Consider the following 13,915-nt stretch of genomic DNA (forward strand, 5'->3'; position numbering starts at 1 on the left):
GTGCTCTGCTGGCCGAACCGGATCTGCTCAACCGGATTCAAGCGGACCGCAGCGTCAAATCGGGCTGCACACACTGCAATCTGTGCATGCCGACCATCTACAGCCACACCCACTGTGTGGTGACCGGCAAGCCCGACTGAACCGGCGGGTGCCCGGGATTGTCGATTACTGCGATAGGAGTTGTATGGGCGACTTTGACGGCCTCGTTGCGTTGATCACCGGTGGGGCTCGGGGTATGGGTAGGTCGCACGCGGTGGCGCTGGCCGAGGCGGGCGCGGATATTGCCATTTGTGACCGATGCGAGAACAACGAGCAGATCGCCTACCCGCTGGCGACAGAATCGGATCTGGCCGCCACCACTGAAATGGTCGAAGCGGCCGGAAGACGTTGCCTCACAGCGAAACTGTCAACAAGCGACCGTGGCGCGCTGGAACGCTTTGTGGCCGACGTCGAGTCGGGGTTGGGCCGATTGGACATCGCAGTCACCAATGCCGGTGTCAGCGCGATCGCGATGCTGCCCGACGTCCCGTCGGCGCAGTGGGATGAAGTCATCGGGTCCAACCTGACGGGGACGTTCAACACGATCGCTGCGGTGGCGCCGGGGATGATCGCCCGCGGGTATGGGCGGATTGTCACGGTGTCCTCGATGCTCGGCCGCAGCGGGAATTTCGGCCAGGCCGCGTATGCCGCGTCCAAATGGGGCGTCATCGGATTGACCAAGGTCGCCGCGCACGATCTGGCCGGCTTCGGGATCACCGTCAACGCCGTCGCCCCCGGCAATGTCGAAACCCCGATGACCTTCAACGATGCGCTGTTCGGAGCCATGCGTCCTGATTTGGACCAACCGACTCTCGCCGACGTGGAATCGGTGTTCGGGTCGTTGCATCTGCAGCCGGTGGCTTTCATGAAGCCGGCTGAAATCACCCGCGCAGTGATGTTCTTGGCACACCCGGACAGCACACACATCACCGGGACGGTCTTGCCGGTCGACGCGGGTGCCACCGCCCGACTGACCGGCTGACATCGCGCCGCTGGTCACGTCGGCCGCAGCTGGCATCATCGAAACCATGACTGCGCGCCCGATCTGGTTCACAGCCTGCGTCACCGCTGCACTCGCCCTGGCGCCGGTCGCGGCCGCCAGACCGTCGGACCCCGGCGTGGTGTCGTACGCGGTCCTCGGCAAGGGCTCGGTCGGCAATGTGGTCGGCGCCCCGATGGGCTGGGAGTCCACCTTCACCGCGCCCTACCAGGGCTTCTTCGTCGACCTCCCGGTGTGCAACAACTGGGGCGACATCGGGTTGCCCGAGGTGTACGGCGACCCCGACCTGGCGTCGTTCAACGGAGCCGTAGCGCAGACGACGGCCACCGACGACAGGCACTCGGCCAAGCAGGCGGTGGGCGTCTTCGCCACGCCCGAGGCCGCGGCACGGGCGTTCCACCGGGTCGTCGACCGGACCGTCGGATGTTCGGGGCAGACCACCGCGATGCACCTCGAGGACGGCCGGACCGAGATCTGGAGCTTCGCGGGCGCACAGGCCGGCCCGACCGACGCCGCCTGGGTCAAGCAGGAGGCAGACACCGATCGACGCTGTTTCGTGCAGACCCGGCTGCGGGAGAACGTTCTGCTGCAGGCGAAAGTCTGCCAATCCGGCAACGCCGGTCCTGCGGTCAACGTACTGGCCGGGGCCATGCAGAACGCCTTGGGGCAATGACGGTGGCCGGGGCGAGTCAGGCCGCGCAGAGATATTGCGCAGATTTTTGTCGGTACCTCATGGCATCGTCGGACGAACACTAGGGAACACCAACCAACGGATGCGGGGGTCGACCCGGATCTCGGAAGGGGATGTTCAGATGGGCACCGCTACCGCCGTGCGTCGACCGCACGCCGAATACCCCGAGTTGTCCAGCGCGTACGGCGCCGCCCTGCTGGCCGGCGGCGGGTGCTTGCGGGACGGGCCGGTGGGCCGCGTCGGCCTCGAAATCGAGGCGCACTGCTTCGATCTGTCCGACGTGACGCGGCGGCCGGGGTGGGATGAACTGAGCGAAGCCGTGGCAGCCGTTCCGCAGCTGCCCGGCGGCAGCGCGATCACCATGGAACCCGGCGGCGCCATCGAACTGTCAGGACCGCCGCTGGACGGCGCCGGGGCCGCGATCGCGGCCATGCAGGCCGATCAGACCGTGCTGCGGGAATCGTTGCGGCGCCGCGGACTGGGCTTGCTGCCGCTCGGCGTGGACCCGCTCCGTCCGCAGGCCCGGGTGAACCCCGGCGGTCGCTATCGGGCCATGGAGGCGTTCTTCGCGGCCGGTGGGACGGGTGCGGCCGGGGCGGCGATGATGACCTCGACCGCCTCGCTGCAGATCAATATCGACGCCGGCCCGCGTGACGGTTGGGCTGACCGCGTCCGGTTGGCCCACGCCCTGGGTCCGACCATGATCGCCGTGTCGGCGAGTTCGCCCATGCTGGGCGGTGAGTTCACCGGATGGCAGAGCACCCGCCAGCGGATCTGGGGACAGCTCGACACCGCGCGCTGCGGGCCGATCCTCGGCGCCAGCGGTGACGATCCCGCCAGCGACTGGGCGCGCTATGCGCTCAAAGCGCCGGTGATGCTCGTGCACACGCCCGAGGCGGAACCTGTCACCGAATGGGTGCCGTTCGCGGATTGGGCGGACGGGCGCACGCTGCTCGGCGGGCGCCGGCCGACCGAGGCCGACCTGGACTACCACCTGACGACGCTGTTCCCGCCGGTTCGGCCGCGGCGCTGGCTGGAGATCCGCTACCTCGACGCCCTGTCCGACGACCTGTGGCCGGCAGTGGTGTTCACCTTGGTCTCCTTGCTCGACGATGCCCGGCTGTCGCAGATCGCTTGGGAAGCAACAGAATCGGTGGCCACCGCGTGGGATCAGGCGGCGCGGGTGGGGCTGGCCGATCCGCGGCTGCGGGCCGCGGCGGTGCAGTGCGTGCAAGCGGCTGCCGAGGTTGCGCCGGCTGATGTGGCGGGCTCGATGGACCGGCTGCTGCGGCAGGTGATGCAGGGCCGTAGTGCGGCCGACGATTTTGCGGACCAGGTCGTCGCGCACGGAATCGATTCGGCGATCACCGGGTTGGCACTTGATGATCGGCTGAAAGGTGGGGTGTGAGTACGCGCGAGCTGTTGGCCCGAGGGCTGACCCGAGCCCGGGACCGGACTCTGGCCCTGGTCGAGTTCGACGATGCCGAACTGCTGCGCCAGTACGACCCGCTGATGAGCCCGCTGGTGTGGGATCTCGCGCACATCGGCCAGCAGGAGGAACTGTGGCTGCTGCGCGGCGGCGACCCGAATCGCCCCGGGCTGCTACCGCCGGACGTCGACAACCTGTACGACGCATTCGTGCATTCTCGCGCCAGCAGGGTGTCCCTGCCGCTGCTACCGCCGACCGACGCGCGCGCCTTCTGCCGCACCATCCGGTCCAAAGCCCTTGACGCTCTTGACCGGCTGCCCGACGAGGCCGGCGCCGAATTTCCGTTCGCTCTGGTCATCAGTCACGAGAACCAGCACGACGAGACCATGCTGCAGGCCCTGAGTCTGCGCAGCGGCCCACCGCTGTTGGGTCCGGGCGCTGTTTTGCCGCAGGGGCGCGCCGGGGTCGCGGGCACGTCGGTGCTGGTGCCCGGCGGACCGTTCGTGCTCGGTGTCGACGCATCGGCTGAGCCCTTCGCGCTCGACAACGAGGGCCCGGCGCACGTCGTCGATGTGCCGTCGTTCCGGATCGGCCGGGTGCCGGTCACCAACGCCGAATGGCGCGAGTTCGTCGCCGACGGTGGTTATCGACAGGCGCGCTGGTGGTCCGCCGCCGGCTGGGAGCATCGGCAACAGGCGGGCCTGGTCGCGCCGCAGTTCTGGAGTGCAGATTGCGCTACGCGAGTCCGGTTCGGTCATGTCGAGGAACTGCCCGCCGGCGAACCCGTGCAGCATGTCAGCTTCTACGAAGCCGAGGCCTACGCCGCCTGGGCCGGTGCGCGGCTGCCCACCGAGGTCGAGTGGGAGAAGGCCTGCGTCTGGGATCCCGCGGCGGGCGCGCGGCGCCGATATCCCTGGGGCGCAACCGAACCCGACGGGAACCGGGCCAATCTCGACGGCGCCGCGCTGCGGCCGGCGCCCGTGGGGGCATATCCGGACAGCGCATCGGCCTACGGAGTCGAGCAGATGCTGGGCGACGTGTGGGAGTGGACCACGTCCCCGCTGCGGCCCTGGCCGGGATTCACGCCGATGATCTACGACCGGTACTCACAGCCGTTCTTCGAAGGCAGTGGCAGTGGTGACTACCGGGTCCTGCGCGGGGGTTCCTGGGCGGTGGCGGGCGACATTCTGCGGCCCAGCTTCCGCAACTGGGACCACCCGATCCGGCGGCAGATTTTTTCCGGCGTGCGGCTGGCCTGGTCGGTGGACAGCTGATGTGTCGTCACCTGGGCTGGCTCGGCGACCCCGTCTCGGTGTCGTCACTGATCTTGGAACCTGCGAATGGCCTGCTGGTGCAGTCCTATTCGCCTCGGCGGCAGAAGCACGGATTGCTCAATGCCGATGGCTGGGGCGTCGGGTTCTTCGATGGCGCGGCACCGCGCCGCTGGCGTAGTGCCGCGCCCTTGTGGGGCGATGCGTCACTGGCGTCGGTGGCGCCGGCGTTGCGCAGCGGGTGTGTGGTGGCCGCCGTCCGCTCGGCCACGGTCGGGATGCCCATCGAGCCGTCGGCGTCGGCGCCGTTCACCGACGGAGCGTGGCTGTTGTCGCACAACGGCGTCGTCGACCGAGCGGTGCTGCCGGTGTCACGGTCCGCGGAATCAACGGTCGACAGCGCGATCCTGGCCGCCCACATCTTCGCCGAAGGGCTGGACAACCTGGCGGACAGCGTGCGCACGGTAGGGGAAGCCGACCCGTCGGCGCGGCTGAACATCCTGGTGGCCAACGGTTCCCGGATGCTGGCCACCGTGTGGGGCGACACGCTGTCGGTATTGCGCCGACCTGATGGAGTGGTGCTGGCCAGCGAGCCCTATGACGACCACCCGGACTGGCAGGACATCCCGGACCGGCACCTCGTCGAGGTGACGGCCGCCGGTGTCGAGGTGACGGCACTGGCATGAACTGGAGAGGACCACAATGACACCGAGCAAGACGGCACCGCTGCTGACCAACCATCTCGCCGCCGACTGGGCACCTCGTGCCCTGCGGCACGATGTCCGTGACGGCCTGTCGCAGTCGCCGAAATCCTTGCCGCCCAAGTGGTTCTACGATGCCGTCGGCAGTGACCTGTTCGATCAGATCACCCGGCTGCCCGAGTACTACCCGACCCGCACCGAGGCGCACATCCTGCATGAGGCGGCCGGTGCGATCGTGTCGGCATCCGGTGCGGACACGCTGGTCGAGCTGGGCAGTGGGACGTCGGAGAAGACGCGCATCCTGCTCGACGCCTTCCGGGACGCCGCCGCGCTGCGCCGATTCGTGGCGTTCGACGTCGACGAGAACGTGCTCAGCGCGGCACTCACCCAGCTGTCCGACGAGTATGACGGTGTCGAGATCAGCGGGGTGCGAGGCGATTTCGAGCAGCACCTGGGCGAGCTGCCCGTCGTGGGCCGCCGGCTGATCGTGTTCCTCGGGTCGACGATCGGTAACCTGACGGCCGGTCCGCGGGCGGAGTTCCTCGCGAGCCTGGCCGAGGCGATGCGACCGGGTGACACGTTGCTGCTCGGCACCGACCTGGTGAAGGACACCACCCGGTTGGTCGCGGCCTATGACGACAGCGCCGGGGTCACCGCGCAGTTCAACCGCAACGTCCTGGCAGTGGTGAACCGGGAGCTGGACGCTGATTTCGATCTCGATGGCTTCGAACATGTGGCACGATGGAACACCGAATACGAGCGTATCGAAATGTGGCTGAGGTCCGTTGCCGCGCAACGGATTCAGATACGCGAGTTGGGTCTGTCGGTGGAGTTCGAGGCGGGTGAGGAGATGTTGACCGAGGTGTCGTGCAAGTTCCGCCCCGAGGGCGTCGCGGCCGAGCTAGCGGCCGCCGGGCTGCAGCAGACCGAGTGGTGGACCGACCCGGCCGGGGACTTCGGGCTGTCACTGGCGGTCAAGCCGGACCTGCGGACGTGAGCGGGGCCGATCCCACCGTCGCGCGCCTGTGGCGTGCTGCCCGGCCCAAACCGCTTGGCCTGCATTTCGACAACGCCGCCTGCTCGCGGCAGAGCTTCGCCGTCATCGACGCCGCCGCCCAGCACGCCAGATTGGAAGCACAGGTCGGCGGCTATGTCGCAGCCGAATCCGCGGAACCCGTCCTGCAAGGCGGGCGGGCGGCGGTGGCCGCGCTGACCGGGATGTCCGCCGGTGACGTCGTGTTCACCACCGGGTCGTCCAATGCACTCAATCTGCTGCTCAGCAGTTGGGATGGCGAGAAGACCATTGCCTGCCTGCCGGGCGAGTACGGCCCCAACCTGGTGGTGATGGCAGCCAACGGGTTCACCGTCCGCGAGCTACCGGTCGACGAACAAGGGCGGCTCGACGTCGAGGTAGCAGTCGCGCTCTTGCAGAGCGATCCGCCGGCTCTGGCCCATCTGACGGCGCTCGGCAGCCACCGCGGCGTGGCACAGCCGTTGTCCGAGTTCGTGCTGGCGTGCCACGCGATCGGCGTGGCGGTGGCTGTGGACGCGGCACAGGCGCTGGGCCATCTGGACTGCGCGGTGTCACCCGACGTCATCTACGCATCGTCGCGTAAGTGGCTGGCCGGGCCGCGCGGGGTCGGGTTGCTGGCGATCAGTTCGTCTGTGTCGCACCGGCTTCGGCCGCGCATCCCACTGCCGGAATGGGGGACGCCGTTGCCGGTGCTGAAGCGACTGGACCTCGGCGAAGCCAATGTGGCTGCCCGAGTGGCCTTTTCAACTGCGCTTGAGGAACATCTAGTGGCCGGGCCGGAACTGGTGCGGGCGCGGTTGGCCGAGGTGGGTCGGCTCACGCGGACCGCGCTGGCGGCCCTGCCGGGTTGGCGGGTGGTCGAGAATGTCGATGAGCCCACGGCCATCACCACGTTGGAGCCGACGCGCGGCGCCGACCCGAATGCCGTGCGCGCCAAACTGATTGCCGACCACGGCATCGTCACGACTGTGGCGGGGATCGATCGGGCCCCGCACGAGATGAAGATTCCCGTGCTGCGGGTGTCGCCGCATGTCGACGTCACCGGCGAAGAACTGGAGTCCTTCGCCGGTGCGCTGACTGCCGCGTCGACCTGACGCTCAGGCCTTGTGTGCCGTGAGCAGGAACGCCGGCATCTTCATGCGGCCCTTCTCGTCGAGGGCGTGTGGCGGCATTTCGAAGGTGGGCTGCCCGGGACCAGCGGGTGCTCGGCCAGGCATGCTGGCGTGGATGAACGCCGGCCGGATTTCGTCGATCGCCCAGTACTTGCCGACGGCCTCACGCAGCTCGGCCTCGGTGACCTCGTTCGGCTTCTGTTCTGCCTCGGCGGGGAACGCGCCCTTGGCGAACACGAGGATGTAGTACTTGGCGCCCGGCGCGGCGGCACGGAACACGGACTGCTGATAACCGTCGCGGCCCTCCACCGGAATGGAGTGGAACAACGTCGAATCCATGATGGTGTCGAACCGGCCGTCGAACCCGGTGAACGACGTGATGTCGTCCTGGACGAACGTGGCGTTGGTCAGATTCCGTTCGGCGGCAGCTTTTTTCGCTGCGGCCACTGCGGTGGGCGTGAGTTCGATGCCGACCACGGTGTAACCGTCCGCAGCCAGCGCGAGCGAGAGTTCGGCGTAGCCGCAGCCGGCGTCGAGTACCTCGCCGGTGACCTTGCCTGCGGCGATCAATGCGGCGAGCTCAGGCTGCGGTTCGCCGATGTTCCACGGCGGCGGCCCATCGAATTCGCCTTCTTCACGGTATGCGCTGTCCCAGTCCATCACTTCGTTGGAGGAGTCCGTCATGGGTTCCAACGTACGCGGACCTACCTGCGAGTGGCGATGGCGATTTGCGGCGTGCACAGGCCCCCGCGCAACTCGATGTCGACGCCGGCTCGATCGGCCAGCGCCCGCAGCGCGGCCGGGCTGTAGGCCCGCAGCGAGCTGATGACGCCGTCATGCACGAACGGTACGAACGGGGCCAGCGGGAGCATGGCGGCCAGCCGCATCACGTGCAGCGGTGACGGTGGCCGGGGCAGGTCGATGATGAGCAACTTGTCCGCCACCCGGGTGCCCTCGGCGAGCACCCGGACCGCGGCGGACGGGGGCAGATGATGGAACGACAACGCGAAAACGGCCAGGGCGTAAGCACTGTCGGCCGCGTCGATGGCCGTCGCATCCATGTCGCGCACCGTCACCCGCGGATCGGATCCCAGGTCTCCTGCGGTGATGGCGGCAACCGAATCCGGTTCCAGATCAGTGACCGTAAGGGTTGCCGTGGGGTGCATCTCGAGCACCTTCTTCGACAGCCCGCCGTGGCCGGCCCCGAGCTCGAGGATGCGCGGGTCCGGGATGTCGGCGACCTCTTCCATCGCGATGTGGGCGAAGCGCTCATGGAGGCCGAACCAGTTGCCGGTGAGCTCCAGAGCGCGGACCACGCTGCGCTTGACGGCGGGGTCGACGTCGTCGCGGTCGAGATACTCGGGCAGGTCGGTCTGCAACGCCCGATCGAGGCACGACGCCTGCGGGCCGCCGCGCGGCATGCGATCGATGTCGGTGCTCATCCGAGCGCGGCTGTCAGCGAGGCGGGTACCTCGATGTCGGCCACCGCGAGGTTCTCCTCCAGGTGCGCGACTGAGGACGTGCCAGGGATCAGCAGCATGTTGGGCGCCGCCGCCAGCGTCCAGGCCAACGCGACCTGTGCGGGAGTCCGGCCGAGTTCGCTTGCGGACTGCCGTATTTCGGGGTGGCCGAGCACGGGGTTCTCCGGATTGAACGCCGATCCCAGCGGAAAGAACGGAACGAACGCGATGCCGCGCGCGGCGCAGGCGTCCAGCACCGGCTGCGAGGAGCGGTCGAGCAGGTTGTAGGCGTTCTGCACGCACGCGATGTCGGTGCGCTGCAGCGCGAGCTCCAGGTGTTCGAGCGAGATGCTGCTCAGGCCGATGCCGTCGATCAGCCCCTCGTCGCGGGCGGCGATCATGGCGGTGAGCTGGCGGTCGAACAGGTCGCGGTCGACCTCGCCCGGTGCGCTGGGATCGCCGTCGGGGCCCATCACCCGCAGGTTCACCGCTGCCAGCCGGTCTGTGCCGAGGGTCGCCAGGTTCTGCTCGATGGCAGCCCGCAGCTCGTCGGGCTGTTGTGCCGGTAACCAGTTGCCGGCCTGGTCGCGGCGGGCGCCGACCTTGCTGACCAGAGCGAGGCCCTGCGGATATGGGTGCAGGGCCTCGCGGATCAGCTGGTTGGCTACGTCAGGGCCATAGAACTGCGCGGTGTCGATGTGATTGACACCGAGCTCTACCGCGCGTCGCAGCACGGCGATCGCCTGGTCACGGTCGCGTGGTGGACCGAAGACGCCGGGCCCGGGCAGCTGCATGGCCCCGAATCCGACCCGGTGGACCTGGTACTGACCGAGCGCGTACGTCGTCATGTAGCCAGGCTAACGCTAGTCGGACTCGCCGAGAATCTGATAGATCTCGCGGCGGGCGTTGTTGACGATGTCCAGGATGCGTTGCTGCTGTTCGGCATTCGCGGAATGCACCGACTGAGCGACCGCGCCGAACAACTGGCCGAGCGCGTTGCGCAGGTTCATGGCGGCGGGATCGGCACCCTCGGTGATCTCTTCCCAGGGGGCGGTCTCGATCGCGTCGGCGGCGGTGCGGCCGTCGTCGGTCAGCTCGAAAGTCTTTTTGCTGCCATGACTTTCGGCGGGCTTGATCAGACCCTCGTCCTCCAGGAGTTGAAGGGTGGGGTAGATCGAGCCGGGGCTGGGCTTCCACAGGCCGTCGCTGCGTGCGGCGATCTCCTGGGTCATCTCGTAGCCGTGCATCGGCCGCTCGGTGAGCAGCTTGAGGATGGCGGCGCGAACGTCGCCACGCCGGCTGCGGCCACTGGGACGTCCTCGGCCGCCATGACGTCGTCCGCGGGGACCGCCCGGTCCGAAGGGGCCCGCGCCGAATCCGGGGCCGAAGCCGGGACCAAAACCGAAGCCGGGGCCGCCGAAGCCTGGGCCGAAGCCAAAGCCGGGGCCGCCCTCGCCGCGGTGTTCCCGCACGTGGTCACGGAACTGTTCGCGCATGTCCCTGCGGGTTGCGCGGCGCTCGTCGTGCCGGGCGCGCCGGTCAGCAGGGCCGACGAACGGTGAACGATCGCCGGGCGCGAAACCGAAGCCGCCGCCGTGCGATGGGTGATTGAAAGGGCCGCCGTCGAACGGGCGGCCAGGTGGAGTGAATGGGGTGTCCATAGATGTGTTCTTCTTTCGGGAGGGAGGCACCTAGCGCGCCCCCGATGCATTAACGATATATCGGAAACTATCGGAAGGCAACAGGTCGGGCTGTGATGTACGTCGATGCCTGCCCGTCCGCTGAGAGTTCACCGCGCGCAGCCCGCACCGCCGCGGCCGCGATTAGGGTGTGGCGATGGCGGTGAAGTGGCTGGACGATCCCGAGGATCATGACTACGACGCGGCGGCCGACTACCTGACCATGCTGGCCTCCAAGGATGAGGTGGCCAAGGTGGTCGCAGCGCTCAAGACCGCGAAGACGACGACGCGGAAAGCGAAAGACATCCTGCGCGCGGCACAACTGCCGTTGCTGCCGGAGACGAACGCCCATGTGCGGGCCGACCTGGGCAAGATCAGCGACGGCAAGAAGCTCTCGCCGATCCTGTTGGTACGCGGCGATGTTCACAGCGGGGCGCCATTGCAGATCGGCGACGGCTACCACCGGGTGTGCGCCAGCTATCTGACCGACGAGAACACCGGCATCCCCTGCCGGCTCGTGTCGTGGCAGTCCTGACCACGACGTTGACCGGCTGACCGATGGGCGATTTCGGATTCCATGCCCTGGCGCTGCTGGCCGTCATCGGACTGGTGGGGCCGCTGTTGGCGGCGGTGCCGAAGCTGCGGGTGCCGGTGATCGTCGGCGAACTCGTGGCCGGAATCATCGTGGGGCGGACCGGGTTCGGCATCGTCGACGCGGACAACCCGACGTTCGTGCTGCTGGCGGACATCGGGTTCGCGCTGGTGATGTTCATCGTCGGCACCCATGTGCCGGTGCGCGACCAGTCATTACGGGGTGATCTGCCTAGAGCGCTGTTGCGGGTGATCGTGGTGGGCGCATTCGCGGCGGTACTCGGTGCCGTCATCGCGCATCTGTTCGGCACGGGCCACGCACCGTTGTACGCGGTACTCATGGCGTCCTCGTCGGCGGCGCTGGCGCTGCCGGTGATCCAATCGTTGGGTCTGACGGGGCCGCCGGTGCTGTCCGTTACCGCCCAGATCGCGATCGCGGATGCCGCGTCGATTGTGTTGTTGCCGTTGGCCATCAACCCGGCCGGTGCTGCGCGTGCGGCCGTGGGGGCGCTGGCGATCGCTGCGTGCGCGGTCCTGCTCTACTTCTTTCTGCAGTACGAAGCCAAGCGCGGATGGCTCAAGCGGATGCACAAGTACTCGCACAGCCGGCACCTGGCGCTGGAACTGAGGATCAGCCTGATCGTGCTGTTCGGCCTGGCGGCGCTGGCGAAGTCGACGCATGTCTCGATCATGCTCGCGGGTTTTGCGCTGGGACTGTGCCTTTCGGCGGTCGGAGAGCCCCGACGGCTCGCGCGCCAACTGTTCGGCATCACCGAGGGCTTCTTCGCGCCGTTGTTCTTCGTCTGGCTCGGCGCGTCATTGCAGGTGCGGGAACTCGGGGAGCATCCGGATTTGATCGCGCTCGGCGTGGCGCTGGGCGTGGGGGCGGTGCTTGCGCATCTCAGTGGCCGGCTGTTCGGGCAACCGCTTTCGCTCGGGGTCCTGGCGGCAGCGCAATTGGGTGTTCCGGTGGCTGCTGCCACGTTGGGTACCCAGCAGCATCTGCTGAGTCCGGGGGAGCCGTCGGCGCTGATTCTGGGCGCGTTGTTGACCGTCGTGGCGACGTCCGTTGCCGGCAGCATTGCCAAGCGTCGGCAAACTGCCGCCGCCTGAATTTCGCCACGCCGTAAGGCTCGACGCACCGTCTCAGTATGTGGAATCGGGGCCGGCGTCGAGCGTTCCCGGAATGTTGGCCGCGGCTATGAATGACGCGCACGAAAATTACGCGTAGCGAAATTTGCTGAAGTCGCAATTTATCGACGGCTCGCAGTTGCGGTCCGTCGCTCAATTGTGGGTGTGACGTGGGTCTCGCCCTGCTGTGAAGTGGCTGTGACGTCGTAAATGCGGATTTGGGCGGTCCTGCTGGCCAAATTTGCTGATTCGGTAGCACGCCTAACTTGCCTGCTAAAACAGCAATCTAACGCAATCGATAATTTCCCGGTCGATCGATTTTGGTTAGCTGGAAAATGTGTGTGTTCGTCAAAAACACCCATTTACTAGGGGTAAGTTTCTGCGTCACACGGGTGTCGCGATAACTGGGAGGATTCGAATGCAGCTCACCATGAAGCCGTATCTCACTGCGGGCGTTGCTCTCGCGGGGGCGAGTGTGATTGCTGTGGCGCCGATGGTGCCGCAAACGGCAACGCACCTGCCGGCAGTTCCTCACGTGCAGGTATCCGACGTGCACCTGACAGCCTTGGTCAACCCGATCGTGGCGCTGGGGAACATCTACAACGCCCTCGCCGAGACGGTCGGGCAAACCAGCTACATGGTGGAGACCAGCGTGAATCCGCTGGTGCGCCAGGTGGTGCTCGATGCGAACTACGGCGTGCAACAGGGCATGCAGTTGATCGGCAACATCACCGGCGCGACCTTCACCCTCGGTGGCGCGTTGCCGGGCACTCTCGTCAACGTGCTGGGGAACCTCGGCACGCTCAATGTCAACGGCGCCATCGACTCGCTGGTGGGTGGTCTGCTTCCCGGCGGACTGCAGTTGATCACCGGCATCAACGGTCCGGTGCAGAACATCCTGCAGCAACCGTTGGCGGTGGGCGAGGCATTGGTGCCCGCGGTGCTTGATTCGGTCACCGCATTGGTCGCCGGCCTGGCGATTTCGACAGTCGGAATTGGTTGCGGCTCCTGCCTCGGAACAACTCCGGTGGTTCAGCAGGTGGTCAAGAGCGTGACGGGAATTCTGCAGTCGGTACTCACCCTGAATCCGGGCACGATCTACAACGGCGTGCTCAACAATGTGGTGAGCCTCGTGCAGAACATTCAGAAGAATGTCACGGATTTTGAAACCGGCACCGTGCCGTACATCGTGAATCGGATCATCACGGCGCTGAACGTGAACCCGAATGCTCCTGGTGGTGTCACCGTTCCTCTGGCCGCAGCGCCGGTTGCGGCGCTGGCGGCGGGTACGGCGGCCGAGAGCACGAAGACGGCGACGGACACCTCGGCGGCAGACCCGGCTCCGGCGACGACCAAGAAGGCGGCCACGGCCACTGCGGCGACCTCGACCGAGGCGGCACCGGCCACCGACGCGGCGAAGGACACCTCGGCTAAGGACACCTCTACCAAGGAAGCCGACGCCAAGGCTGCTGATGGCAAGGCCACCGACGCGAAGGACGCCGACAAGAAGGACGCCGACGCCAAGTCTGCTGACGCGACGGGCGCCGACGCCAAGGGCGCGACCAAGGATGCCGATGCCAAGGGCGCGACCAAGGATGCCGATGCCAAGGGCACTGACACCAAGGGCGCCGACAAGGTGACGACGCCCAAGGACGGTGCGCCCAAGACCAAGAAGGCGCAGAACCCCGTGTCAAAGGTGGCGAAGTCGATCACCAACGCGATCAAGGGTGCCACCAAGGCCCCCAAGGGCAAGACCGGCAGCAGCAAGTAGCCGAACA

Annotated in this window: 14 protein-coding genes and 1 pseudogene; 11 read left to right on the top strand and 4 right to left on the bottom strand. The window is 67.3% G+C overall.

Translation table 11 applies throughout. The annotated features are described in order from the left end of the window. The 8 genes and pseudogenes from TL10_RS30570 to egtE form a co-directional block, all read left to right on the top strand. Positions 1 to 140: pseudogene (locus TL10_RS30570) on the top strand (NADH:flavin oxidoreductase); the annotation flags it as partial. Positions 141 to 184: 44 nt separating this feature from the next. Continuing rightward, the gene (locus TL10_RS06510) at positions 185 to 1,021 is read left to right on the top strand and encodes a mycofactocin-coupled SDR family oxidoreductase (protein WP_043397197.1); all 837 of its coding nucleotides are present in this window, start codon (positions 185 to 187) and stop codon (positions 1,019 to 1,021) included. A 46-nt stretch (positions 1,022 to 1,067) separates the two neighbouring features. Next, on the top strand, positions 1,068 to 1,712 hold the full coding sequence (locus TL10_RS06515; protein WP_043397205.1) for a sensor domain-containing protein: 645 nt from the start codon (positions 1,068 to 1,070) through the stop codon (positions 1,710 to 1,712). A 139-nt stretch (positions 1,713 to 1,851) separates the two neighbouring features. Next, positions 1,852 to 3,138, top strand: coding sequence for an ergothioneine biosynthesis glutamate--cysteine ligase EgtA (gene egtA / locus TL10_RS06520; protein WP_043985009.1), 1,287 nt, complete (start codon positions 1,852 to 1,854; stop codon positions 3,136 to 3,138). After that, positions 3,135 to 4,433: an ergothioneine biosynthesis protein EgtB gene (egtB, locus tag TL10_RS06525; protein WP_043397208.1), complete on the top strand. Its 1,299-nt coding sequence runs from the start codon at positions 3,135 to 3,137 to the stop codon at positions 4,431 to 4,433. The genes egtA and egtB overlap by 4 nt, the downstream gene beginning before the upstream one ends. Next, positions 4,433 to 5,116, top strand: coding sequence for an ergothioneine biosynthesis protein EgtC (egtC, locus tag TL10_RS06530; protein WP_043397211.1), 684 nt, complete (start codon positions 4,433 to 4,435; stop codon positions 5,114 to 5,116). The genes egtB and egtC overlap by 1 nt, the downstream gene beginning before the upstream one ends. 16 nt (positions 5,117 to 5,132) lie before the next feature. After that, entirely contained in the window at positions 5,133 to 6,128 is a 996-nt protein-coding gene (gene egtD, locus TL10_RS06535; protein ID WP_043397214.1) for an L-histidine N(alpha)-methyltransferase, read from the top strand. Beyond that, the gene (gene egtE / locus TL10_RS06540; RefSeq protein ID WP_043397216.1) at positions 6,125 to 7,258 is read left to right on the top strand and encodes an ergothioneine biosynthesis PLP-dependent enzyme EgtE; all 1,134 of its coding nucleotides are present in this window, start codon (positions 6,125 to 6,127) and stop codon (positions 7,256 to 7,258) included. Before egtD ends, egtE begins: the two co-directional genes overlap by 4 nt. A gap of 3 nt (positions 7,259 to 7,261) precedes the next feature. Here egtE and TL10_RS06545 read toward each other — a convergent pair whose 3' ends face one another. The 4 genes from TL10_RS06545 to TL10_RS06560 are packed head-to-tail and all read right to left on the bottom strand — an operon-like array spanning position 7,262 to position 10,397. Further along, positions 7,262 to 7,960, bottom strand: a complete 699-nt coding sequence (locus tag TL10_RS06545; protein WP_043397217.1) for a class I SAM-dependent methyltransferase — start codon at positions 7,958 to 7,960, stop codon at positions 7,262 to 7,264. A 20-nt stretch (positions 7,961 to 7,980) separates the two neighbouring features. Beyond that, positions 7,981 to 8,718: a class I SAM-dependent methyltransferase gene (locus TL10_RS06550; protein WP_192830195.1), complete on the bottom strand. Its 738-nt coding sequence runs from the start codon at positions 8,716 to 8,718 to the stop codon at positions 7,981 to 7,983. Then, positions 8,715 to 9,584: an oxidoreductase gene (locus tag TL10_RS06555; protein ID WP_043397219.1), complete on the bottom strand. Its 870-nt coding sequence runs from the start codon at positions 9,582 to 9,584 to the stop codon at positions 8,715 to 8,717. Before TL10_RS06555 ends, TL10_RS06550 begins: the two co-directional genes overlap by 4 nt. A gap of 15 nt (positions 9,585 to 9,599) precedes the next feature. Then, positions 9,600 to 10,397, bottom strand: a complete 798-nt coding sequence (locus tag TL10_RS06560; protein WP_043985010.1) for a PadR family transcriptional regulator — start codon at positions 10,395 to 10,397, stop codon at positions 9,600 to 9,602. Positions 10,398 to 10,572: 175 nt separating this feature from the next. On the opposite strand from TL10_RS06560, the gene TL10_RS06565 reads away from it, so the two are divergent. From TL10_RS06565 to TL10_RS06575, 3 genes are all read left to right on the top strand, one after another. Continuing rightward, positions 10,573 to 10,950 carry a hypothetical protein gene (locus TL10_RS06565; protein WP_043985011.1) on the top strand — a complete coding sequence of 126 codons (378 nt, stop codon included), beginning with the start codon at positions 10,573 to 10,575 and terminating at the stop codon, positions 10,948 to 10,950. A 23-nt stretch (positions 10,951 to 10,973) separates the two neighbouring features. Then, positions 10,974 to 12,119: a cation:proton antiporter gene (locus tag TL10_RS06570; protein ID WP_043985012.1), complete on the top strand. Its 1,146-nt coding sequence runs from the start codon at positions 10,974 to 10,976 to the stop codon at positions 12,117 to 12,119. 436 nt (positions 12,120 to 12,555) lie between these two features. Further along, entirely contained in the window at positions 12,556 to 13,908 is a 1,353-nt protein-coding gene (locus TL10_RS06575; protein ID WP_131630693.1) for a hypothetical protein, read from the top strand. Positions 13,909 to 13,915: the final 7 nt, after the last annotated feature.

This window comes from Mycolicibacterium llatzerense, assembly GCF_000878195.1.
Taxonomy (GTDB): Bacteria; Actinomycetota; Actinomycetes; order Mycobacteriales; family Mycobacteriaceae; genus Mycobacterium; species Mycobacterium llatzerense.

What these genes read in the sequence shown, in the direction of transcription:
- TL10_RS06510 (WP_043397197.1), top strand. Translation starts at nt 185, where the DNA reads ATGGGCGACTTTGACGGCCTCGTTGCGTTGATCACCGGTGGGGCTCGG.
- TL10_RS06515 (WP_043397205.1), top strand. Translation starts at nt 1,068, where the DNA reads ATGACTGCGCGCCCGATCTGGTTCACAGCCTGCGTCACCGCTGCACTC.
- egtA (WP_043985009.1), top strand. Translation starts at nt 1,852, where the DNA reads ATGGGCACCGCTACCGCCGTGCGTCGACCGCACGCCGAATACCCCGAG.
- egtC (WP_043397211.1), top strand. Translation starts at nt 4,433, where the DNA reads ATGTGTCGTCACCTGGGCTGGCTCGGCGACCCCGTCTCGGTGTCGTCA.
- egtD (WP_043397214.1), top strand. Translation starts at nt 5,133, where the DNA reads ATGACACCGAGCAAGACGGCACCGCTGCTGACCAACCATCTCGCCGCC.
- TL10_RS06545 (WP_043397217.1), bottom strand. Translation starts at nt 7,960, where the DNA reads ATGACGGACTCCTCCAACGAAGTGATGGACTGGGACAGCGCATACCGT.
- TL10_RS06550 (WP_192830195.1), bottom strand. Translation starts at nt 8,718, where the DNA reads ATGAGCACCGACATCGATCGCATGCCGCGCGGCGGCCCGCAGGCGTCG.
- TL10_RS06555 (WP_043397219.1), bottom strand. Translation starts at nt 9,584, where the DNA reads ATGACGACGTACGCGCTCGGTCAGTACCAGGTCCACCGGGTCGGATTC.
- TL10_RS06560 (WP_043985010.1), bottom strand. Translation starts at nt 10,397, where the DNA reads ATGGACACCCCATTCACTCCACCTGGCCGCCCGTTCGACGGCGGCCCT.
- TL10_RS06565 (WP_043985011.1), top strand. Translation starts at nt 10,573, where the DNA reads ATGGCGGTGAAGTGGCTGGACGATCCCGAGGATCATGACTACGACGCG.
- TL10_RS06570 (WP_043985012.1), top strand. Translation starts at nt 10,974, where the DNA reads ATGGGCGATTTCGGATTCCATGCCCTGGCGCTGCTGGCCGTCATCGGA.
- TL10_RS06575 (WP_131630693.1), top strand. Translation starts at nt 12,556, where the DNA reads ATGCAGCTCACCATGAAGCCGTATCTCACTGCGGGCGTTGCTCTCGCG.